Origin of the sequence: Lacticaseibacillus salsurivasis (assembly GCF_036246225.1) — a bacterium.
In the GTDB taxonomy this organism is placed as follows: Bacteria; Bacillota; Bacilli; order Lactobacillales; family Lactobacillaceae; genus Lacticaseibacillus; species Lacticaseibacillus salsurivasis.
Genome location: NZ_BTTP01000011.1, coordinates 1 through 22635 on the forward strand (window position 1 = coordinate 1; position 22635 = coordinate 22635).

Here is a 22635-nt window from a genome sequence, read left to right on the forward strand (position 1 = left end):
TGGATTGGTTTAACAATGTCAGAATTTCGAGAAACAAAAATGGCTTGACCCCAGTTGAGTACCGGGAACAAACCATGATTGCTTAATTCAAAATCTAAATTGTCTAACTTTTCTATTGCACTTCACAATGACCTTTACTCCGGTAAGGGTCATTTCGTTGTCGAAAGGAGGGCCGCAGATGGCTAAACACTGGCGATTATTCGCGCCAAAAACCTGGTCACGCTTTTGGTTCAACCTCGTGTTTGGGCTGATCTTTATCGTTGGGTTAGTGCTGCTGCTCGGCCCTTCAGTCTACACGGGCTACATTCAGCACCAAGCCACGCTGCAGGCGGGGCAGTTTGACCGCGCCGTGGCCAAAACGCCAACGTCGGCGCTGGTACGCCGGGTGCAAGGCTACAATGCCAATCTCTACGCCCGGCAGACGAAGCAGCCGCTACCCTCACCGATTCGCACCTACGCTCAGGTGAAGGCGCCAGCCGTGATTGGTTACGTCAGTGTGCCTAGTGTCGGCATCAAAAACACCATCATTCGCTACGGCGACAGCGAGGAAGTGTTAGCGCAAGGCGCTGGCACCATGCCTGGCACCAGCTTGCCCTATGGTGGAGCGAACACGCTGGCGGTGGTCACTGGGCACTCCGGGTTAGCCAACCGGGTGATTTTTGATAATATTCGCTACCTGAAAAAAGGTGACGTGTATTACCTCACCACCTTCGATGGCTCCCGCAAAGCCTACCGCGTCACCACGACCAAAGTGGTGAATCCGCAGGCTAAAAATGCGCTGAACGCCGTAAAAATCCAGCCTGGCCGCGATGTGTCGGTGCTGTTGACCTGCACGCCGCTGTTCATCAACTCGCATCGCTTGTTGGTGTACGGCCGGCGGATTTCGCTACATGAAGCGCAAAAAACGCCAGTGGTGAAGCGCGATACCTTCAGCTTGTACCATGTGTGGCTCTATGTGATGTCGCTGCTGGTGGTGTTGTTCCTGATTTATTACACGTGGCTGGTGCACAAGCGCCGCCAATACGCCAAGCAAAAGGAGGCCCGTCATGGCAGCAACAACGAAACCTAAACGCCCGTCGCGGCTGGTCAGCATTTTGCTCCTGGTGGGGATTGCGCTGTCGGTGATTCTGTTTTTCACGCCGTTCGTTTACGACTGGATCGCGTCGAATCAACGCCTCGAAATCGCGCAGGATTATCGCAAGCGCGCTTATCCCGCTGATAAACGCCGCGATGCCCTGATCAAGCAGTACAATGCGAACATCTTGGCGCATCAAAAAGGCCAGGTGCGGCCGTTTCCCGGTGTCACTTACCAGCAGATTGAAAGCGACGCTGAGGCGGCGTTTGGCTACGTGCGGATTCCTAGCATTCACCTGAAATCAACGCCGGTGTTTTACGGGACCTCTGATGCCGTGTTGGCCAAAGGCGTGGGTTCGCTGACCTATACCTCACTGCCGGCGCCAGGCAAAAATGTCACCGCATCGCTGACCGCGCACACCGGGTTGGCCAACCGCATCTTTTTTGACAACATTCGCTATCTGAAAAAAGGGGATGTCGTCTACGTGGATGCGTTTGCGCATGAGTATGCTTATGCCGTCGACCGCCAGCAAGTGATTGACCCCAAGCAGCCTGATGCCTACAAAGCCTTCAACATCAAAGATGCCCAAAACAAAATCATCTTGATGACCTGCACACCGCAAGGCATCAATGACCATCGCCTGCTGGTGTTTGCGCACAAAATTCCTTTGGCCACGGCGAAGCACACGCCAGTCAAAGCGCGCGATCGCTGGTCGCTGATGAATATCTGGAAGTATTGCTTCTTGCTCCTGTTGCTCGCGCTGGTGCTGGCCTACTGGTACTATGCGCGCAAACAGCAGCGCAAACAGGAGGCTGCCCATGCGTAAACGATGGCTGTGGTTCCTGCCGGCGGCGCTGATGTTGGTGGCGATTTTAACTGCTGGGGCCTTGGTGTGGCGTAATCTGGCAACGCCGCCTGCGCTGGATGTGCAGGCAATGCAAGCCAACGCGCAAGCGCAGGCGATCAGTGGTCAAGCCAAAATCAGTGAAGTCAGCGCCAAGACCTACGTGCAGGCCCAGACTCAGGCCGCGCAGTTGCAGCGGCAAAGCGGCTATGCGGCGCTACTCATACCCAGTGTCGACATCAAGCTGCCGGTGTTTGCCCAAATGACGAATCTAACTTTGGCGGCGGGCGTGGCACGCTACTTCCCAGATCGGCCGCTGGGGGTAGGCAACAACGTCTTTGCGGCGCACAATTTTCACGGCGGCGGGGAGGTCCTGCTGACGGCGTTGAACCGGGTGAAAATTGGGGCGGCGGTTTACCTGACAGATAGCCGCCACGTCTTTACTTATCGCGTGATCGACAATCGGGTGGTGAAGGAAACGGAAATTCAGGTACTGGCCGAGACCAAAGAGGATCGGGTGACCCTAATTCGCTGCGAAGGTCCGATTGGCACCCAATATCGCCGTGTGGTGGTGGCGCGGCGCGTAACGACGACGAAAGCGGCTGCCACTAGGGTGCATCAACAAGTGGCGGCTGCCGGTGGTTGGTCGCAGTGGCTGGTCCGTCAACCTTGGTACAGCGCATTTGCGTTGCTGTTTTTGAACGGCCGTATTACCGGGTGGCTCTGGGGCCTGCTGGTCGCCTTCGTGGTTTTAATGCTGCTGGGTGGCGTCGGATTTGTGCGGCAGTCCCAAGCTGCTGAATAGAGTGAATACTAGCGTCGGTTGCGCCCTAGGTTGGGTGGCGACTGACGTTTTTGCTTGCGACAGGTGAAGTTGATGCAAGCCAAACAGAAGATCAACGGCAGCCGCCATCGCGGTCAAAAATCTTAGCTTGTAGCCGAATTGGTATACGCCAAATCCCGAGCGATTTGGCGTTTTTTTGATGTCGAAATCACGCTTACAAAAATATTTTTTTATCTTTTAAATAATTGAGTACAAAACTGAAAAGGGTTTGAAAAACTAATAAACGGCGTGTACACTCATGAGCGTACCACAAGCGCTTTCATTTACGGAGGAGGAAGCAACATGGAGAAAAAGCACTACAAAATGTTTAAGGCCGGTAAACGCTGGCTCGTAATGGGTATAGTTTCTGGCGCGATGGGGATCGCAGCCATTTCCACGACAACAGTGCATGCAGATGTGGCAGCGGGTACGCCACAAACCGCGCAAGTTGACGCCACTGATGCGGCGACAGGGGAGGCGCAGACTGCTGCCACTGCCGCTGCGCCTGTAGCCAGCGCGACCGCGAACACCGCGGCCAGCACACCAGCAGCGACAGCTGAGCCGGCCGCGACGCCAGCGCCAGCAACCAAGACTGCCACTGCGGCGCCAGCTGCTACCGCAACACCTGAGGCTGCTCCGGCAGTCGTGCCAAGCGGCCTGGCTTATCAGACGCTGACGACTGCTGACATGAGCGCCTACTTATCGACGACGTTCCCTGCAGTTTATGGCTACACCTTCAAAGACGGCAAGACCATGAAGGCAACGCAAACTGCTTTGACGCAGATTACGCTGGATGGGGTGGCTTACACGCCAACCGTCACCTTCACTCAGCTCAGTGCCACGCAGGCCAGCTACACCATGACCGTGACGGACAAGCTGAGCTTCACCGTGACGGCAACGGTGAGCGGCAAAACGGTGAACTTCGCCGTCAGCAACATTCAAGAACTGAACGGTACTATCATTCACAAGCTCGCTTTCCCGAATGACCAACTGGCGAGCGTGGCGGTGACTGACAAGGATGCCAGCTTTGCTGGGGCAAGAATGGATACGGCCACCAGCGCTTCAACCAATGGGGCGACTGGGGATACGTTCAAAGCCTTAGCCAGTCAGGCAGAAGGCACCGAAAACTATCGGTACGCCTTTGTCAACAATGACACGGTGGCGGCCGGCGTCTGGTCCAATGCGGCCCAAGATGGCGCCGATAAGTCCGAAGACAACCGGCTCATTTTAACTACGCAAACCGTGGCGGGGGAAAAACTGGCCAGCTTGAGCAGCAATTACTTCACACTGCGGGCAGCGGAAGACAACACTTCGCTGCTGACAGACAGCCTCACCGCGTTGCCGCAATGGTCTGCGGCCTTTGCTGAAGACGAAAACGGCGACGGCATTGTCGACTGGCAGGACGCGGCCATTGTAACGCGCGACATCATTAATGATCCGCTGGGCTGGCAAGATACGCGGCGCGTGGTAGCGCAGCGCATTCCGATGAACTTCGCGTCGGAAGCCACCAATCCGTTTTCAACCACCCTTGATGAAACCAAGCGCGTCTACGCCATTACTGACGGCTTAGGCCAAACGGTACTGCTCAAAGGATACCAAAGCGAAGGCCATGACTCGGCCCACCCAGACTACGATGCGGTTGGGGAACGCCAAGGCGGCGCAGAGGATTTCAACGCCTTAATTGAAGCCGGCCATGATTACAATGCCAGCTTTGGGGTCCACATCAACGACACTGAATCTTATCCAGAAGCCAAGGCTTTCGACGATCAGCTCGTTGATCCGACCAAGAAGGGCTGGGACTGGCTGGATCCTTCCTACATGATCAACCAGCGCTATGATGCCTTAAGCGGTGACCGTCTGGCTCGGCTCAAGGCCTTGAAGGCCCTCAGTCCTGACCTCGATTTCATCTACGTCGATGTTTGGGGCAACCAAGGTGAAGCCGGCTGGGAATCCCGTGAATTAGGCGCCGAAATCGCTAGCCTCGGCTGGGAACTGCACAACGAATTCCCGAATGCCCTGGAATATGACACCTTGTGGAATCACTGGTCCGCTGAAAAAGCGTACGGCGGCAGTGCCACTAAAGGCGTGAACAGTAACATCGAACGCTTTATGCGCAACAACCAAAAAGACACTTGGACCATCGGCGATAACTCGCTGCTAGGTGGGGCCGAATTCGAAGCCTTCGAAGGCTGGGTCGCTAAAGTTGATTTTGACAGCTTTGTGGATGTGACCTACCGCACGGATTTGCCAACCAAGTTCCTGCAGCACTTCAACATCACCAACTGGAATGCCACTTGGGACAACACCAAAAAGGATTACGTCGGCTCGATTAGTTTCGATAACGGGGTGAAAGTCGATAATTCCACCGGCACCAAGTTGATTACCATGAACGGCGTCGAAGTGCTGCGCGACCAGTTGACTTATGGCGGCGCCGAAACCGGCCATTCCGTTTCCATGCTCCTGCCTTGGGACTCCACGGATACCGTAGGCAATGGCATCAAGGCCGGCACGACTGACACCACCGGGCTCAATTTTGACAAGCTCTACTACTGGAGCGACACAACTGGCACTACCACCTGGCAGCTCACGGACCGCTTCAAGGATGCTAAGCAGCTGTACCTGTACAAGCTGACCGACCAAGGCCGGGTGGCGCTGGGGGCAGTCGACGTGGTCAATGGTGCGGTGACGTTGGATTTGGATGCCGCCACGCCTTACGTTTTGACGCTGACTGAAGAAGGTACCGAGGATCTGAACTTCGGTGAAGGCACCGTGCTCAAAGACCCTGGCTTCAACGCGGCCAACACGCTGGCAGATAACTGGCAAGTCACCGGTGATCCCCAGGTGGTTCGCAATGATAACGGCGACTACTTGCTGCAAGCCGGCAAGCAGGCGATGAGTGTCACCCAACAGCTTGCGCCACTGGCAGCCGGTGATTACAGCCTGTATGTGAACACCGAAACCCACAACCGGCCGGTGACCATCACCGTGACGGTGAATGGCCAGCCGCAAACGCTGACCTTCAGCAATTCCATCGTCCAGAATTACATTCAAGCCGATACGAATCACACATCAGCTGACGCGCCATCCTACATGCAGAAAGCCCGGGTAGACTTCACCGTCCCAGCCGACGCCACCGTGACGGTGACCTTGGCCGCTGATGCTGGGGACACGTTGGCGCAATTCGATGATCTGCGGGTTATTTCCCGGGAAACGAATTTGGCAAATGGCACCACGGATGCTGACGGCAACAAGGTCATCATTGATCAAGACTTTGAAGACACCAAGGCCATTGGGCTGTATCCGTTCGTTAACAGCAGTGCCGATGGCGTGGCTGATCCGCGCGATCACCTGTCCGAACGGCATGATGTTTACACGCAGTACGGCTGGAATGGCAACAAGATTGACGACGTGCTGGGCGGCGACTGGTCCTTGAAGTCCCATAAGCAAGGCAGCGGGCTGCTGTATACGACAATGCCGCAATCCGTTCAATTCGAGGCCGGCAAGTACTACAAGATTGAATTTGATTACCAAACTGATGGCAACGGTGCCTTCCAGCCAGTTACCATCGATGGCGAAATGTATCGCCAGTACTTCAATGCGCTACCGGCCACCAATGGCGACCAATCTGCCACTGATCTGACTGTGAACCACACGCAGCACGTTAGTTTGGTGGCCGTGGCCGCAGACGATGGCAATATGGGCTTTGGCATTAAGAGCCTCGCCGGTGGGCAGTACGACTTCATTTTGGATAACTTCAAAGTGACCGAACTGACCAGCGACGAAAACATTGAATCCGCCTATCTGGAACAAATCCGCGGCGATTTGGCCCGTCTGATTAATGCTGCGAAGAAGGAAGATATGAGCCTTTACACGCCAGCCAGTGTGGATAGTTTCAATGCCGCAGTGGCCAGTGCGCAGGCGGTCTTAGATAACCCTGATGCTTCGATCGATGACGTCACCGGCGCCTCGAAAGCCCTCCAAGACGCGGCGAATGGCATGATTAGCATTGCCGCCACCAAGCAGCTGCCAGATCAACACATTACCCCAAGCACGGGCTCGTTCCAGCCTGGTGAGGAAATTGAAAATGCCTTCGATGGCGATCCAAGCACCGATTGGCACACCAACTGGAATGATGTCACCACCGTGGAACAGCGGACGGTCACCATGCAGCTGGATGGCACCTATCCAATCAACGGCTTGGTTTACCAGCCGCGGGCCACTGGTAAAAACGGGATCATCACCCAGTACGAACTCTGGGGTTACGCTGGGCCAGACGATACGACCGGCAAGCTACTGGCTTCCGGCAACTGGGCCGGTGACAATACCACCAAGACGCTGAACTTTGACACGGTTAATGTCGACAAACTGGTGCTGATTCCGGTGCACACCATCGGCGATACGCCAGACACTTTTGCCTCAGCAGTTGATATCACGCTACTGGTTGACCGCACCACGCCAACGCTGACGGTGGCACCAACCGAAATGCAGAAAGGGCAAGACCTGAGCGCCTTTGATTGGCTGCCAAGTTTGACCTATGCAGACACGATTGATGGCAGCGAGATTCAGCGGCTGACTGTTGATGACTCGCAAATCGATCCCCAGACACCAGGCACTTATACGGTTTCCGTCACCGCCATGAACTCCGCTGGCCTGACGACGACTGCCACCGGTACCGTCACTGTGGTGGACCCGCAGCCGAAGATCGATGCGCAGTCGGCATTGACTGACGCCTTGGCGACAGCAGCGACTAAGAATGAGGCTGACTACAAGCCAGCGACCTGGACCACTTTGCAAAAGGCAGTGGCGGCTGGCCAAGCGGCTCTGGCCGATGACGCTAGCACCGTGGATGACCTGAATCAAGCTGCTGATGCGGTTAAGGCTGCGGTGGCAGCGCTGGCCGCCAAGCCGGCTTGGAACGAGGCATTGACCGCTAGCGCACTGACGCCATCTGGGTTCACCGTGGCTGACTGGCCAACCATTACTGGCATGACCAACCCGACCTACTACTTCCAAGTTGTCGCGGGTGGGGAAACCTTGCCTACGACACCAGGTGATGATGCGCAGGTTCTGACCGATCAAACTGACTTGACAGGTTATCAGCCGGGTGAGTACACGCTAGTACTTTGGGCCGTTGATGAAGATGGTGAGGTTTCCGCACCATTGACGACGACCTTTACCCTGCCAGAAAAACAGGTCACCAAGCCTACCGATAATGGCAAGCCTGGCAAGGGCAATGAGGGTAACAAAGACAACAAGGGCAACAAAGGTAACAAGGACAACAAAGGTAACAAGGACAACAAGGGCAATCGTGGCAAGCACAAAGGCCAAATTGCTAAGGCCAACCACCAGTCACCATCGAAGGCAGAAAAGGCCATGAAAGCGGCCAAGAAGAACTTGCCGAAGACAGGCGATACCGCTGACACCAGTACGACCCTGGTCGGGCTGTCTGTGTTAGGCGCGCTAGGGATGCTCGCTGGGTTCCGTAAGCGCAAAGAAGACTAAACTCCCCGCACTGTTGAACTACCTTCCTCAGTTTCCGTAGCAATGAAAGAGGTGCCACTTGATCAAGCCGATCAGGTGGCACTTTTTTGATGGCGAAAATGCGGTCGTGGTTGGACCTAGCCATAATGCTGTTTCACGTGAAACAAGGGGGAATGGTAGACGCAAAAATGCACCCAACCATCGCGGTCAGGTGCATCGAGAAGTTAGTTGAATTCAGTTACGCTTGTTGTTTCCGGTGAAGACCGAACAGCAACCCGCCAAGGAGTACGAGGCCGAAGAAGACTAAGGTCGCCCCGGTCAGTGCTTCGCCGGTTTGGGGTAGGGCTTTTTTGCTTTTCTGCGTTGTCCCAGCCGACACAGTTTGCTTGCCGCTCTTTGGCTTTGTGCCGGTGTCAGTACCAGGGTTTTGGCTTGGTTTCTTGCCAGGATTACGGTCGGACCCTTTACCAGGCTTTTGGCCCGGTTTCTTGCCAGGATCTTTGCCGGGCTTCTTACCCGGTTCTTTGCCAGGCGTGCCGCCGCCATCAGTGGTAGTATCTGGAGAGGCAACCTCCAGATTATTGATGGCGCCTTTCAGATTGGCAATCGCTTCATCAATTTCTGCCTGCGTCGCTGCGTCATCGGCAGCCACCGCCTGCGCTTGCTTCAACGCGGCGGTCAAAGCCTGCCAACTTTCTGTGGTGAAATCAGCGGCAGGGAATTCCTGCGTTTGGGCGATTAAGCGTTCCAGAGAATCAGTTGATGGTGCGACTGGCGCTTCGGTGGCGACAATGGTGACGGTGGCGGTGAGGCTAGGAACCTGGGTGCTGGTGGCAGTTAACTTGTAATTGCCAGGCGTCACGGTGTCTGGTACGGAGACCACGCCGTCAGCGGAAACACTCAGCGGTGAGGTTGAGGTCAGCTTGTAGCTGGTAGCCGTGCTCCAGGCGTCAGTAATGGGTTGACCATCCTTGTCAGTGAAAAGCAGAAGTGGTTGGATCGTCTTCCCAACTTGCACGTCTACCGTTGGTTCAGCAAACCCCATTGCAGTTGGCACCGCGTGGGTGTGCACTTCTTGCGTGGGCTTTTCACCGTTAGGATTGATAATTCCAGGAATCGTCTCGACGCTGGCTGGGAACCGGTACGTGCCAGCAGGGGAAGCTTCAGTGTAGTTGCTCGGATCGTCATCCCAGCTCAGAATCTTGTAGGTGACTTCACTGCCATCGTTAAGGGTGGCGACAGCGGTGGTTGGCAGGTCGAGGTCATTGCGCGCGTGACCGACGAAGCGGTCCGCGACTGGCAAGGCTTTAAAGCTAGTGATGGTGCGCGCTTCGCCGACCGTCACGTTGGCGACGATTGGCAGGGCAACACCTGCGGCCTGACCGACAACGGCAAATTTGCCGCCGCCCGCATACAAAGCTGGATCAATGTCATTCCACGTTACCGGCGCTTTTTTGGTGGTACCGTCGGAGTAGTTAACGGTGACTTGTTCTGGCAGAGTCGGCGCAACGCCGGCATCAGTGGTGACCTCAATTGGCTCGTAGCCGGCTTCGTACAGGTTGCTGGCCACAATCAATTGTGGGGCCAAGGCTGTTGGTGACATGGTGAGACCAGCCGGTACCGTCAGTTTTCCAGCTTGGTAGTCAGCATAAGCCTGTGCAGCACCGCCCACGCTGAAGGCATCAAAGCCGCTGTTGTCAGGGTTGTAGTTGGGCAGCGTTGATGGGGCAATCGCCAGCATGAAGCTCACCTTGTCTGGTAAAGTCCCTTGCGCCGCGAGCTGCTTGAGGTAACTCGAGACATCGATTTTCAGTTGGTTCTTGTTGGCGATGATGTCCTTGTTGGTGACATCGATGCTGACAATCGGTGTCGCCGTGGTGTCATTGCCAGGAGCGTTATTCCAAGCGATGGTTTTGCTACTCCAATCGGCAGCAGTCGCATACACATTCAGGTGGAACTGCGTGTTGGCCATTTTGTCTTGCGCCGTCGCGCCTGTCGCTGAGTTCCAGGCATCATAGCGCATGATGCTCAGCTGCAACGCGGCCGAGGAAAAACCACTGGCCAGTTGATCGGTTGGTACCGACACGTAAATTCGCCGGTTGTACGGATCAGTGCTGGCGTTTTTCATTTTGACTAAGGCACTGCCGGTGTAGTTTACGCCGAACACGAATTTATACGCGTCTGCGGCAGGTACGGTGCCAGAGCCAACTGCACCGGCGGAGTACGCGACGTTACCGTCACTCTTTTGCACAAAGGCCGCTTGATCGGCCACCAGTGAGATTTGGCTGGTGCCGGTGCCTAGCTCGCCGGTGAAGGTGACAGTGGCTTGAATGTTCACGGCGGCACCAGCGAGGTCGGTGGCGCGGCCTTTGACGGTCACGGTGCCTGGTTTGAGCACATCCGCAAGCGGAATCACGTCCCACTGAATGGCGCTGGTTTTCTCACCAGAGCTGACCACGTCGCCGTTCACCAGATCATCAAAGGTCAGGTTCAAGCTGGCTGGCAGCTGCGGGTAGAAACCGGTTTGCGCGGCAATCTTCAAGTCGACATCGCGGAAGTGCGTGGTTTTGGTGACGTCAGAAACTTGGGCAAAGCCGGCATCAAGCACCTTATCAGTTAAGCTGGTGCCGAAGAAGTCCTGCGTCACATCTTGAGCCAAACCTAGCTGAACAGCTGGGCTGGTCGCCGGGACTTTGAACATCTCTGTACGCTGTTTAAGTTTGTCCACGCTGGTGAAGGCGGTAATATCGTCAGCGGTTGGGTCAAACTCGGTGTCAGATTGCGCCTTGAGGTCTGCTTGCAACGCCGCGCTGGTGCTGACTGGCATCTGCGGGTCAACCAATTTGTTGCCGCCAGCGGCTAACACGGTTGGGGTCGCGCCGCTCCGGGTGGTCGCAATGCTGGCCGGGAAAATGACGTTGCGTTGGAAATTCTTGGTCAAATCACCACCGAGCGTGTTTTCCTTGGCCGGGCTCCCGTCAATCGGGTAGTTAGCCAAGAACACCACGGTGCCAGCGCCTTGCTTGTTAAGAATGTTATTTTCAAAATGGGCCGTGACACCAGAGTTATCGGTGCTATTACCTTCGCCGAATACAGCGGTGGAAATGCCGTCGCCGATATAAAAACTATTGTTATAGTAACGTGGCATCGTGGCATTATCGACTTTTTGCCAGTAGTGCATCAGACTTTGCTGGCTATAAGTGTAGGGAGCACCAGTGCCGGTGGGATTGTCGGCATTCGTGCCTTTGTTGCCGAAGCCGTCATTGGCGGAAACATTGTAACGGATGATGGAGTTTTGCTGATCACCCATCGTCAGCATGAAGCCGCCGGCATTGTCGTGAGAGTAGTTATATTGATAAATCACCCCGTCGCAGGCCATGTCGATGTCAAATGCTTCCGCATCGTTGTAGCCAAAGCGAATGCCGTAGACTTCGTTGTACTGGAAAACGGCATTATCCGTTGACATGGCCCATAAACCGGCATAGTTCTGGGTGCCGTAATCGGCGTTACATGGCCGAACCACTACGTTACCTTCGACCAAGCCACCTTTTGCGACTTCAGACAACACGATGCCGTCGCCGGCGATGTCTTGTAGATAATTGTTTTTGATTTTAACGTTGGTAAAAGTCTTGAAGAAACTGTTACCGCGCGAAGTATCGGCATCGGCTTTGGTGCGAATGCCTTCCAGGCCGGTGCGAACTACCGCGTTATGCTCAATCAAGACATTGTTAAAGCCGGTGGTGCTTCGATGCTCGTCAGCAGGAATGACTTCCTTGCCATCTTGGTCGAACCAGGCACCATAAACGATGATCCCACCGACGCTCTTTGAGCGCATGCTGGTGCGGTCACCGGAATAGTTCAGGTAGTATTCACTTTGCACATCGTGAACGTAATTATTGCGAATCCGAATATTGTTAAAGGTATGATCTTGCGTGTCGCCATAGACTAAGATCCCGGCACGTTGGGTGGTGCCAGGTTTTTTGTAGGCGTTTTGGTCCTTGAGGTCTTCACTGTTGGTGACTTCGAGATTGGAAATGTCCCAATTCTCTTGGTTGCGTAGTTGAACCGCGCCGGAAACGGCGCGTTTGTAGGAGCCTACGCTTTCGGTCCCGTTGCCATTGATGACCGGCCGGCGTGCGGCAGTGTAGCTCACTTTGCCGGCGGCGTCGACTTGGTACAAGTCGATGACAATGGGGGCACTGGCTGACCCATCACCTTTAGGCCACAGGTACTGATTATTCCAGGTGCTGGCCGCATTCAGCAGAATATGATCGCCAGGCTTAAAATTGACTCGATTAACGCGAGTCAGTGATTGCCAGGCGGTGGCAGCGCTGGTGCCGTTGGCGTCATCGTTGCCGTTTTGGCTGTCCACATAATAAGTTGTGCCACTGGTTGCCGGACCAGCTGAAGTGAAAAGCGCATCGTCGGCAGCTGCTTTTGGCTGTGCGATATTTGGTGAAATCAGGTTCAGGCCCAAGGCTAATAAGCCGATACCTAACAGGCCGACCCCGATTTTTTTAACCCAGTTCATTCTCATTTTCCCTTGCTCCTTTTTTACCCATTTTGGCGTGCCTATAGTAGAATGCCCCGAATCACCCCTTTCGTTGGTCCACGTTTCATGTGATTGAATACGTTTACCAAATTATTTTGGGAGTATTCTACCTTGCTCGAACAATAATGTGCAACCATCTTGTTTTTACTCAGGCGCCTCGCATTCGAATTTGACGATCAACAAATCATCAATGAGCGCCTAAATATCGGCGTTCTACGTTCAGCATGGCAACCGACATTTTTTCTCGGCCTGAGGATTTGGATGAGCTAAATGGGCTGAAGGGGGTAGTGATTATTGCAAATCAGTGGCAAAATGATAATAAGGCGGAGGCAAAGTTAGAATTGAGGAGGGGTTAAATGACCGGCGAACAAGAAAAATTATTAATTATAGCTGCATTGATTGGTTTATCCCATAGCTTTGCCACCGAATCACCGCAGGCGCAATCGCTCGCTACGCGGAGTAAGGCACTGATTACGACTATTGCGGATGCTAAATGCCAAGGGGTGAAGCTCTACACGGCGGTGCTGCCACTCCGGCGTGCCATTGCTGACGCCATTAGCATGGAGCACTTAACATTGACGACGCTTCAGCAGCAGGACTGGGAAGATTTTAAGCACGCGACGCAGCAGGCTTATGATGATTACTGGAAAAGTATCTCCACTTTGCGGACGCTGGCGTTTTAGCTGAGCATCATTTTGGCTTCGCCGGTGGTGGGTGCGGTATGCTAGGTGGAGAAGGAACGCTTCAGCCACAGGAAGGAAGCGAGACAGATGGAATTCAAAGTAACGCTGATGATCAGCAAGAATCCAGTCACGCTCTGGTGGGATGATGGCCTAAAAACCGACACCCCGGCGGCGCTGGAATATCTGCGAGAAGTGGCACCGCTCACTACCGTTAAAGTACCGACACCGAATACCGCCAAGCAGGGGTTTGACTTGAATGACTGCGAGGAAACGTTCAATGGCCTGGTCTCAATGGGCGCCAACGTTGAGGTGGCCCCGCAGACTCAAGCGTAATCGGAAAAATCGCCGTTTGTCGGCGATTTTTTGATTCCGGCGACGGCGAGCTAAAGAAAACTGGCGGTTTATAAAATTGGTATGCACAAGTAAATATAAAAAATACCAAGATATATCGCAAAAAGTAAATGATATGGCGCTGCAGAGTGCTACTCGCCCAAACTGGTATAGATTAAATTTAAGCCCAACTTTACCAAATTTGTACCTAAATTCCCTCTTTTCGGTAATTTTGCGGGGTATACCACCAAGGCCCAACAGGTTTAATTGATTGCGCTTTCAGACATCTCTTGTTAAGCTCACGCTGGTTAAAAATTTACGCGCCTGAATGACCCGATTCACCGGTGGGGACTGGTGAATCGCGCGGCGTTGATTCAACCGCACGCTAGGAGGAGCAAAGATGAAGAAGCGACATTTGATCAGTGCCGGGGTGTTGACGCTGGCGCTGTTGGCGACTGGGGCGGCCCATGTCCAGGCCGATGATAACCTCAACTTGGCCTTGAACCAGCCGGTGCAATTTTCCGGCGTGGAAGGCGATAAAAAGGCCGATGGGTCTTGGGTATATCCACAATTTACCGGCGACAAGGCAGTCGACGGCGATGAAAGCACCCGCTGGTCGGCGGCCAAGCAAGACGACCAGTGGTTGACCGTCGATTTAGGCGCCACCAAAACCGTCAGCGAAATCGATCTGGATTTCCATGCGGAATCACCTGAATATGAGGTGCTGGTGGCCAAAGACGATCAGAATTACCAGCCGGTGTACACGGTCAAAAACGGTACGCAAGGCACTGTCGTTAACCGTAAAATCACGCTGACGCAGCAGCAGGTCCGTTATATCAAGTATCATCAGCAAAAGCAGTTTCTTAACAGCCAAAATCAGCAATACTACGGCTCAAGCATCAATGAACTCAAGGTCTTTGCCGATGAACAGCGGCTGACGAGTTTGAGCCTAGATGCTGCCAGCAAAACAGTGAGCGTGGGCAACACCACCAGCTTCACGTACACCGGCAAGCCGACCGAATTCACGCCTGCTGCCTCGGCGGTCACTTGGACCAGCTCGGATCCAAGTGTTGCGACCGTTGATGCCAAAGGGCAAGTGACCGGAGTGAAGGCAGGCAAGGCCACCATCACCGCGGCAGTGGCCGACAGTAACGTCACTGCCACCGCCGAAGTCACTGTGGCAGCGCAGCGCGAAGAGTACGTGCAAATGCGTCAGCGCTGGCGCGACCGGTTAATTGCGACTAATCCGGACCTCAGCGATCCTAACGTCAAGACCTATTTGACGGATCTGGCGGCGCAAAGCCAGACCGTCTGGGATACGATGGATCGTAGCGCCACCCGTACCCGGCTCTGGCCGGCAGTGGCCGGCGAAAGCGACTCGGCGGATATTACGACGGCATTCACCAAAATTAAAACGCTGACGCTGGGTTACTACAATCCATTAAGCAAGCAGTACCACGATCAAGGCGTTTATGATGCCATTATCAGCGCTATCAATTTCATGATTACCGACCAAAAGTACAACGGCACGTACTGGGCAGTTAACTGGTGGGACTGGCAAATTGGCGCCGCTCAGCAGTTGGACGATACGTTGATGCTGCTGTACAACGATTTGAATCAAAAAGACCATGCTACGCTGGTTAAATTCGTCCAGCCGCTGCTGGGTTACGACAAGGATCCTAATATTCGGTGGCCGAATGCGGTAGCGACTGGGGCGAATTTGACCGATGTGTCGATTACGGTGTTAGCCACTGGCCTGTTACTCGAGGATGATAGCCGCGTCGCCTTAGTGCAAGAAAATCTGCCGAAAGCGATGGGCTTAGTGACCGTGAGTGATGGCATTTATGCTGATGGCTCGTTTGTGCAACACACCAATATCCCTTACACCGGGAGCTACGGGAATGAAATGATTAAAGGCATTGCCCGGGTTTCGTCGGTGCTGGTGGGCACCCCTTGGGCCATTGGCGAAGATCAGTTCTCCAGTATCTATACTCTGCTCGATAAAGGCTTTTTGCAGGGGATGGTCAATGGCCGGATGCCATCGATGCTTTCAGGCCGCAGTATTTCCCGAACGCCCGGCACGAATTCAGAAACCACAGAGCTTGAAACTGGGAAAGAAACCATTGCTAACTTGAGTTTAATTGCTGATGCCACGCCGGCGCCGCTCAAAGGCAAGATTTACCAAGCCATTGCCACCTGGGTCGCCCAAGTTGGTAGCCGCTACAACTTCTACAGCAACCCGCGGGATTACGCCGCCTTGACCGGGCTGAAGACGGTCTTAGACAGCACCACTGCTCAGGCCAATGATGTCGATTCATTGAATATCTATGGCTCCATGGATCGCGTGCTGCAAAAGACCGCCGATTACTCAGTTGGGATTGCCATGTACTCCAAGCGGATTGCAAATTATGAAGCAATCAACGATGAAAACGTGCGAGGCTGGCATACTGCCGATGGGATGCTTTATCTCTACAACAACGACTACGACCAGTTTGGCACTGGCTACTGGCCGACTGTGGACCCATACCGGCTACCAGGTACCACGGTAGACACAGCGCCGCTGGCTGACGGCGCTGGGGCCTCGACCCTTAGCCCGCAAGCTTGGGTAGGTGGCGCTAGCGATAACAAGATTGCCACGGTGGGGATGGCCTTGAACAAAGTCAACCAAGGGCAAAATCTCAAGGCGATGAAGTCCTGGTTCCTGCTTGATGGTCAGATTGTCAACCTGGGGGCGAATATCAATGGCAGCACCACGGCCGACATCGAAACGATTGTCGACCAGCGACAAATTGATCCGGCAACCGCCAAAGTCACAGTGGATGGTCAGCCTTTTGCCAATCAGAAAACCGTCAGTCAGTGGGCAAATCTCAATGCCGCCGATCCGAAGGACAACGTCGGCTACATCATTGCGCCAAATAATGATCCGGTTGATATCAGTCAGGCGACACGCAAAGGGTCATACTCGGATATTAACAAGACCTTCCCGAACGATACCATTTACACCAAGACTTACCTCACCTTGGCCGCAATGCACGGCAAAACCGTGACCAATGGCACTTATGAATATGTCACGGTGCCTGGCGCCACAGATGCCCAAGTGGCGGCGTTGGCGAAAAATCCGAGTTATGAGGTCCTGTCAAACACCGATCAGCTGCAGGCCATTCAAACCAAGGATGAAATCTTGGCAAATGTTTGGACCCGCGCTAATCAGCTGGGCGACTTGGTCTCAATCGATAACACCGCTGCCGTGCTCATCAAGGACCTCGGCAACAACCGTTATCAAATCACCGCCTCTGAACCGCGGCAAACTGGCGCCACTGTCAACTTCACTTTTAACTATCCAGTTAGCCTAGTTGACAAGGACGCGACAACCTTCACTGCTGAGGATAATCAGTTGCATTTCGCAACCGCTGGCTTAGCCGGGGCGAGTCAGACGGTCACCGTCCAGCTGGCAGTGCCAACGGATAAAACGGCCCTGACCAAGACGATTGCCAAAGCGCAAACCTTGGCCGCTGACGCCTACACGCCAAGCAGTTTTGCCAAAGTTCAAGCTGCCTTGGCCGCCGCCCAAACAGTTGTTGGCAACGAAGACGCTTCTCAAGCTGACATCGATGCTGCTGACAAAGCCTTAACCGCGGCCGTTGCTGATCTGGTCGAGGTGGCAGAAAAGGAATCGTTGACTAATGCGATTGCGGCTGCCGATAAACTGAAAGCCAGCAACTATACGCCAAGCAGCTGGCAGGCGATGCAAAAAGTATTAGCTGCGGCCAAACAAGTCGCGAGCGATCTTGATGCGACGCAGGATGCCGTCAATGATGCCACTGCCCAAGTGACAGCAAGCGTAAAAGCGTTGAATAAAGTGGCCGACTCCATTGCCCTGCAAGCGGCTATGACTGTGGCTGGTAAGTACGCGGCTAAGAATTACACGGACGCGACCTGGCAGGCACTGCAAGCGGCCATCAAGGCCGGGCAAGCCTTGACTGGCGAAGCCACCCAAACGGAAGTTGATGCCGCCACCGCCAAAATTAATGCTGCTATCAAAGGCTTGGTTAAGGTAACGGCGACTACCGATCATGAAACTGATCCGAAGCCAATTACAAAGCCAATTACAAAGCCAATTACAAAGCCAATTACAAAGCCAATTACAAAGCCAATTACAAAGCCAATTACAAAGCCAATTACAAAGCCAATTACAAAGCCAAGTACCCAACCGACTGGCCAAACAGGCCAACCATCAGGCAAACAGCCGAATCCAGCACAGAAACCGCAAACGCCGGCGAAGGCTAGCCAGCCCGCAGCGGCCAAGGCGGAAGCCAAAAAGCGCAGCTTACCAAGCACCGGTGAAGTCACTTTTGCAGCGTTGAGCGTGCTCGGACTGAGCCTGCTAGCAGGCGTGGCGCTAACTTGGCGGAAACATCGCGCATAATCTGTATCGTAATTAGGCATGAGTCATCAAAACGCACCACTCCACTCGCATCGCGCGTGAGGTGGTGCGTTTTGTGTTGGAGATTGTAACCATGTGCGGCAGACAAAAGAAGTATCCGGTCAACGGATTTTCGTGTTTATAATCCGCAATCAGCTGTTCGCCAAACTGGACGCTTAATGTTTATTATAAATTGGTATGTACAAAAATATCTCGATTTAAAATTGCAATATCGCTAATAAATAGTGATTACCGCTTGGAAAAACGCGATTGTGATTTAACGAGCATCTATTGGTATGGAAAATTTAAGCCCAATCCGGGCATTTTTATTTTCCAGCCCAGAACGCCGCCTGCCGGTGGTGTATACCACTGGCAAATGCGCGATACGAATGATTGCGCTTCCAGCCGCACCTTGGTACGCTCACGCTGGTCAAAATTTTAAGTAAAGCAGCTGAACGGCGGTCGGTGGGCGACGGCAAGCCACTCAGCATTGACTAAAAGGTGAACCTGAGGAGGAGCAAAATGAAGAAGCGACATTTGATTAGTGCCAGCGTCTTAGCGTTGGCACTGGTGACCACCGGCGCGATGCATGTGCAGGCGGATGACAACTTGAACCTCGCCCTGAACCGGCCAGTGACTTTTTCTGGCATCGAAGGCGATAAAAAAGATGATGGTAGCTGGGTTTATCCCCAGTTCAGCGGGGAAAAAGCCGTCGATGGGGATGAAAGCACCCGCTGGTCGGCGGGTAAGACTGATGATCAGTGGTTGACCGTCGACCTAGGGGCAGCCAAGCCAGTCAGTGAAATCGATCTGGACTTTTTTGCGGAAGCCCCGGCTTATGAAGTGTTGGTGGCGAAGGATGATCAGCAGTTCAAATCCGTTTATACCGTCAACAAGGACCTGCCGGCTAGCACTGGCGTCAAGGCCGATCGTAAAATTACCTTGACCCAACAGCAGGTCCGATACATCAAATTCCATCAGGAAAAACAGTGGCTTCACACCAACGGGCGAACGTATGGGACTAGCTTGAATGAAATCAAGGCTTTCGCCAAGGCGCAAACGCTGACTGGCCTCAACTTGGATGCGGCCAGTAGAACGGTGAGCGTTGGCAACACCACGCAGTTCAAATACACCGCGACCCCAAGCGATATGACGCCGAAAGCCGATGCCATCACCTGGACCAGCAGCGACCCTAGCGTGGCAACGGTTGATGCGAAGGGGCAGGTGACGGGACTTAAAGCTGGTAAAGCCACCATCACCGCTACGGTGGCCAACACCAATGTCAGTGCTAAAGCCGAGGTCACGGTTGCCGCGGCGCGCGCCGAGTACGTGCAAATGCGGCAGCGCTGGCGCGACCGCTTGATTGCCGAAAACCCGGATCTAAGTGATGCGAATGTGAAGGCCTATCTCACCAGCTTAGCGAACCAGAGCCAAACCTTGTGGGAGACAATGGATCGCAGCGCCGACCGCGACCGCCTGTGGGCCTTGAAGCCAGCGGATACCATTTCGGCGGACTACACCACCACCTTTACCAACATCAAGCTCCTGACACTGGGTTATTACAACCCACTCAGCAAGCAATACCATGATCAGGCAGTTTACGATGCCATTATTGCCGCCATCAACTTCATGATCACCGAGAAGCAATATAACGGTACTTATTGGGCCAAGAACTGGTGGGATTGGCAAATCGGCTCTGCGCAGCAGCTCGATGACACCTTGATGCTGCTGTACAACGACTTGAACGCCAAAGATCATGCCACCCTTGTGAAATTCGTCCAGCCGCTACTGGGCTACTGCAAGGACCCTAATATTCAGTGGCCAAGCTACACTGCCACCGGCGCGAACTTGACAGACATTTCGATTTCCGTATTGGCTAGCGGTTTGCTGCTGGAAGATGACAGCCGCGTGGCGCTGGTCCAGCAAAACCTACCTAAAGCCATGGGGTTGGTGACCGCGAAAGATGGCATTTACGCCGATGGTTCCTTCGTGCAGCACACCTTCTTCCCGTACAATGGCTCCTACGGTAACGAAATGATCAAAGGCATCGCACGGGTCTCCTCGATTTTGGTTGGCACGCCTTGGACCATTGCCGAGAATCAATTCACCAATGTCTTCAACCTGCTGGATAAAGGTTATCTGCAGCTGATGGTCAACGGGCGGATGCCTTCAATGGTTTCCGGGCGGAGTATTTCCCGGGCGCCTGGTACCAACCCCGAAACCACCGAGCTGGAAACCGGGAAGGAAACTCTGGCGAATCTGACCTTAATCGCCGATGCGACGCCGGCCCCGCTAAAGGCTAAAATCTATCAGGCCGTGGCGACTTGGGTGGCGCAAGTGGGCAATCGCTACAACTACTTCAACAACCCCCGCGACTATGCTGCCATCACCGGCCTCAAAACGGCTCTGGCCAACGCCACCGCGCAGCCAGCCGATGTGGAGTCACTGAACGTCTATGGCTCGATGGACCGCGTTTTGCAAAAAACGGCTGACTATTCTGTTGGGATTGCCATGTACTCCAAGCGCATCGCTAACTTCGAATATGGCAACACCGAAAACGGTAAAGCCTGGCACAGCGCCGATGGCATGGTTTATCTCTACAACAACGACCTGGATCAATTTGGCGAAGGCTACTGGCCAACCGTCGATCCGTATCGCTTGCCTGGGACCACAGTGGATACCGCAGAATTGGCAGTCGGTGAAAAGTCCTCTTCGCGTAGCCCCCAAGCTTGGGTGGGTGGCGCCACGGATCACCACACTGCCAGCATCGGCATGGCACTGAACAAAGTGAACGAAGGCCAAAACCTCAAGGCGATGAAGTCTTGGTTCCTGCTCGACGGACAAATCGTTAACCTCGGTGCCAATATCACCGGCAGCACGAAAGCCGACATCGAAACCATCGTGGACCAGCGGCAATTCGATCCTGCCACCACAAAAATCACCGTCGATGGCCAGCCTTTTGCCAGCCAAAAGACAGTTAGCCAGTGGGCCAACCTCAACGCGGCCGACCCGAAAAACAATGTCGGCTACATCATTGCGCCGCACAACGACCAGGTCGCCATCAGCCAAGCCACCCGTGAAGGCTCGTATAAAGAGATCAACGGGTACTTCCCATCTGATACGGTTTATTCTAAAACCTATCTGACCCTGGCCGCGATGCACGGCCAAAACGTCGACAATGGCAGCTACGAATATGTGACCGTTCCTGGCGCTACCGATGCCAAAATCGCTGCGTTGGCGAAAACGCCAAGTTACAAAGTGCTGGCCAACAGCAACCAGCTGCAGGCCATTCAAACCAAGGATGAAATCCTAGCGAATGTTTGGACCAAGGCCGACCAGCTAGCGGATCTCGTATCAATTGATAACACCGCCGCCGTTGTCATCAAATCCCTGGGCCATAACCGTTACCAATTAACCGCCGCTGAACCGCGGCAAACCGGCGCCACGGTGAACTTCACCTTCAACCATCCGGTGTCAATCACGACCAAGGCTGCCGGCGCCTTCACGGCAGCAGGCAACCAGTTGCATTTTGACACCACGGGCCTGGCTGGCGCGAGTCAAACTGTGACCGTGCAGCTCGCAGTCCCAGTCGACAAAACTGAGTTGCAAAAAGTGGTCGCGCAGGCCAAAGCGCTGGTCGCTGCTGATTACACGCCAAGCAGTTTTGCCAAAGTGCAAACGGCCCTCGATCAAGCGGAAGCGCTGGTGGATGACCAGTATGCCGCGCAGTCCGATGTCGATGCTGCGGTTCAGAACCTGACCACCGCCATCAAGGATTTGTTCAAAGTAGCAGATAAAGAAGCCCTGACCAATGCCCTGGAAGCGGCCGACAAGCTCAAGGAAGCCGACTACACGCCAAGCACCTGGCAAGCCTTGAAGAAAGTGCGGGTCTCTGCCCAAGCCGTTGCAGCTGATCCGGAAGCCACTCAGGCTGCAGTGGATGCCGCCATCAAGGCGCTGAATGAGGCCATCAAAGGTTTGGCCAAAGTCGCTGATACTTCTGCGCTGGAAGCAGCGCTGGCGGCAGCGGGTAAGTATGACGAAAAAGCTTACACCAAAGCCAGTTGGGCAGCGTTGCAGGCAGCCATCACTGAGGCCAAAGCCTTGACCAACGAAGCCACCCAAACAGAAGTGGATGCCGCCACGGCTAAGGTGAACGCTGCGATGAAGGCCCTGGTCGCCGTAACGCCAGATCCGGAACCAGAACCAGCACCGGAGCCAGAACCAAATCCAGCACCAGAACCGGCGCCAGCACCAAAGCCAACGCCGGCGCCAAAGCCAACCGGGAAGCCAAATCAAAGCAGCAAGCCGCAAACCGGTAAGCACCAAAGCCTGCCAAGCACCGGCGAAGTGACCTTTGCCGCGTTAAGTGTGCTTGGGGTTGCGTTGTTAGTTGCAGTGGCGCTGAGCTGGCGTAAGCACCG

General features: G+C 54.2%; 9 protein-coding genes and 1 pseudogene. 9 read left to right on the forward strand and 1 reads right to left on the reverse strand.

Annotation, left to right across the window (positions count from 1 at the left end; all coding sequences use genetic code 11):
- The 5 genes from AAA927_RS12875 to AAA927_RS08610 form a co-directional block, all read left to right on the forward strand.
- The coding region (locus AAA927_RS12875) for an IS3 family transposase (protein ID WP_366150658.1) at positions 1-86 on the forward strand (86 nt) is incomplete at its 5' end.
- A gap of 92 nt (positions 87-178) precedes the next feature.
- Positions 179-1069, forward strand: coding sequence for a sortase (locus AAA927_RS08595; RefSeq protein WP_338217482.1), 891 nt, complete (start codon positions 179-181; stop codon positions 1067-1069).
- Positions 1047-1901, forward strand: coding sequence for a class C sortase (locus AAA927_RS08600; protein WP_338217484.1), 855 nt, complete (start codon positions 1047-1049; stop codon positions 1899-1901). Before AAA927_RS08595 ends, AAA927_RS08600 begins: the two co-directional genes overlap by 23 nt.
- Entirely contained in the window at positions 1894-2724 is an 831-nt protein-coding gene (locus tag AAA927_RS08605) for a class A sortase (protein WP_338217486.1), read from the forward strand. The genes AAA927_RS08600 and AAA927_RS08605 overlap by 8 nt, the downstream gene beginning before the upstream one ends.
- Positions 2725-3045: 321 nt before the next feature.
- Complete coding sequence (locus AAA927_RS08610; protein WP_338217489.1) at positions 3046-8244, forward strand: endo-alpha-N-acetylgalactosaminidase family protein; 5199 nt, start codon at positions 3046-3048, stop codon at positions 8242-8244.
- Positions 8245-8461: 217 nt separating this feature from the next.
- Here the strand turns inward: AAA927_RS08610 and AAA927_RS08615 are convergent, their stop codons facing one another.
- A complete protein-coding gene (locus AAA927_RS08615; RefSeq protein ID WP_338217490.1) occupies positions 8462-12760 on the reverse strand; it encodes an Ig-like domain-containing protein in 4299 nt (1432 codons plus the stop codon).
- Between the two features lie 371 nt (positions 12761-13131).
- On the opposite strand from AAA927_RS08615, the gene AAA927_RS08620 reads away from it, so the two are divergent.
- The 4 genes and pseudogenes from AAA927_RS08620 to AAA927_RS08635 form a co-directional block, all read left to right on the forward strand.
- Entirely contained in the window at positions 13132-13458 is a 327-nt protein-coding gene (locus AAA927_RS08620) for a hypothetical protein (RefSeq protein ID WP_338217491.1), read from the forward strand.
- 87 nt (positions 13459-13545) lie between these two features.
- Complete coding sequence (locus AAA927_RS08625; RefSeq protein ID WP_338217492.1) at positions 13546-13791, forward strand: hypothetical protein; 246 nt, start codon at positions 13546-13548, stop codon at positions 13789-13791.
- Positions 13792-14188: 397 nt separating this feature from the next.
- Complete coding sequence (locus tag AAA927_RS08630; protein ID WP_338217493.1) at positions 14189-18214, forward strand: polysaccharide lyase family 8 super-sandwich domain-containing protein; 4026 nt, start codon at positions 14189-14191, stop codon at positions 18212-18214.
- 519 nt (positions 18215-18733) lie between these two features.
- Positions 18734-22375, forward strand: a pseudogene (locus AAA927_RS08635) (polysaccharide lyase family 8 super-sandwich domain-containing protein); the annotation flags it as partial.
- Positions 22376-22635 lie beyond the last annotated feature (260 nt).

What these genes read in the sequence shown, in the direction of transcription:
- AAA927_RS08595 (WP_338217482.1), top strand. Translation starts at nt 179, where the DNA reads ATGGCTAAACACTGGCGATTATTCGCGCCAAAAACCTGGTCACGCTTT.
- AAA927_RS08600 (WP_338217484.1), top strand. Translation starts at nt 1,047, where the DNA reads ATGGCAGCAACAACGAAACCTAAACGCCCGTCGCGGCTGGTCAGCATT.
- AAA927_RS08605 (WP_338217486.1), top strand. Translation starts at nt 1,894, where the DNA reads ATGCGTAAACGATGGCTGTGGTTCCTGCCGGCGGCGCTGATGTTGGTG.
- AAA927_RS08610 (WP_338217489.1), top strand. Translation starts at nt 3,046, where the DNA reads ATGGAGAAAAAGCACTACAAAATGTTTAAGGCCGGTAAACGCTGGCTC.
- AAA927_RS08615 (WP_338217490.1), bottom strand. Translation starts at nt 12,760, where the DNA reads ATGAGAATGAACTGGGTTAAAAAAATCGGGGTCGGCCTGTTAGGTATC.
- AAA927_RS08620 (WP_338217491.1), top strand. Translation starts at nt 13,132, where the DNA reads ATGACCGGCGAACAAGAAAAATTATTAATTATAGCTGCATTGATTGGT.
- AAA927_RS08625 (WP_338217492.1), top strand. Translation starts at nt 13,546, where the DNA reads ATGGAATTCAAAGTAACGCTGATGATCAGCAAGAATCCAGTCACGCTC.
- AAA927_RS08630 (WP_338217493.1), top strand. Translation starts at nt 14,189, where the DNA reads ATGAAGAAGCGACATTTGATCAGTGCCGGGGTGTTGACGCTGGCGCTG.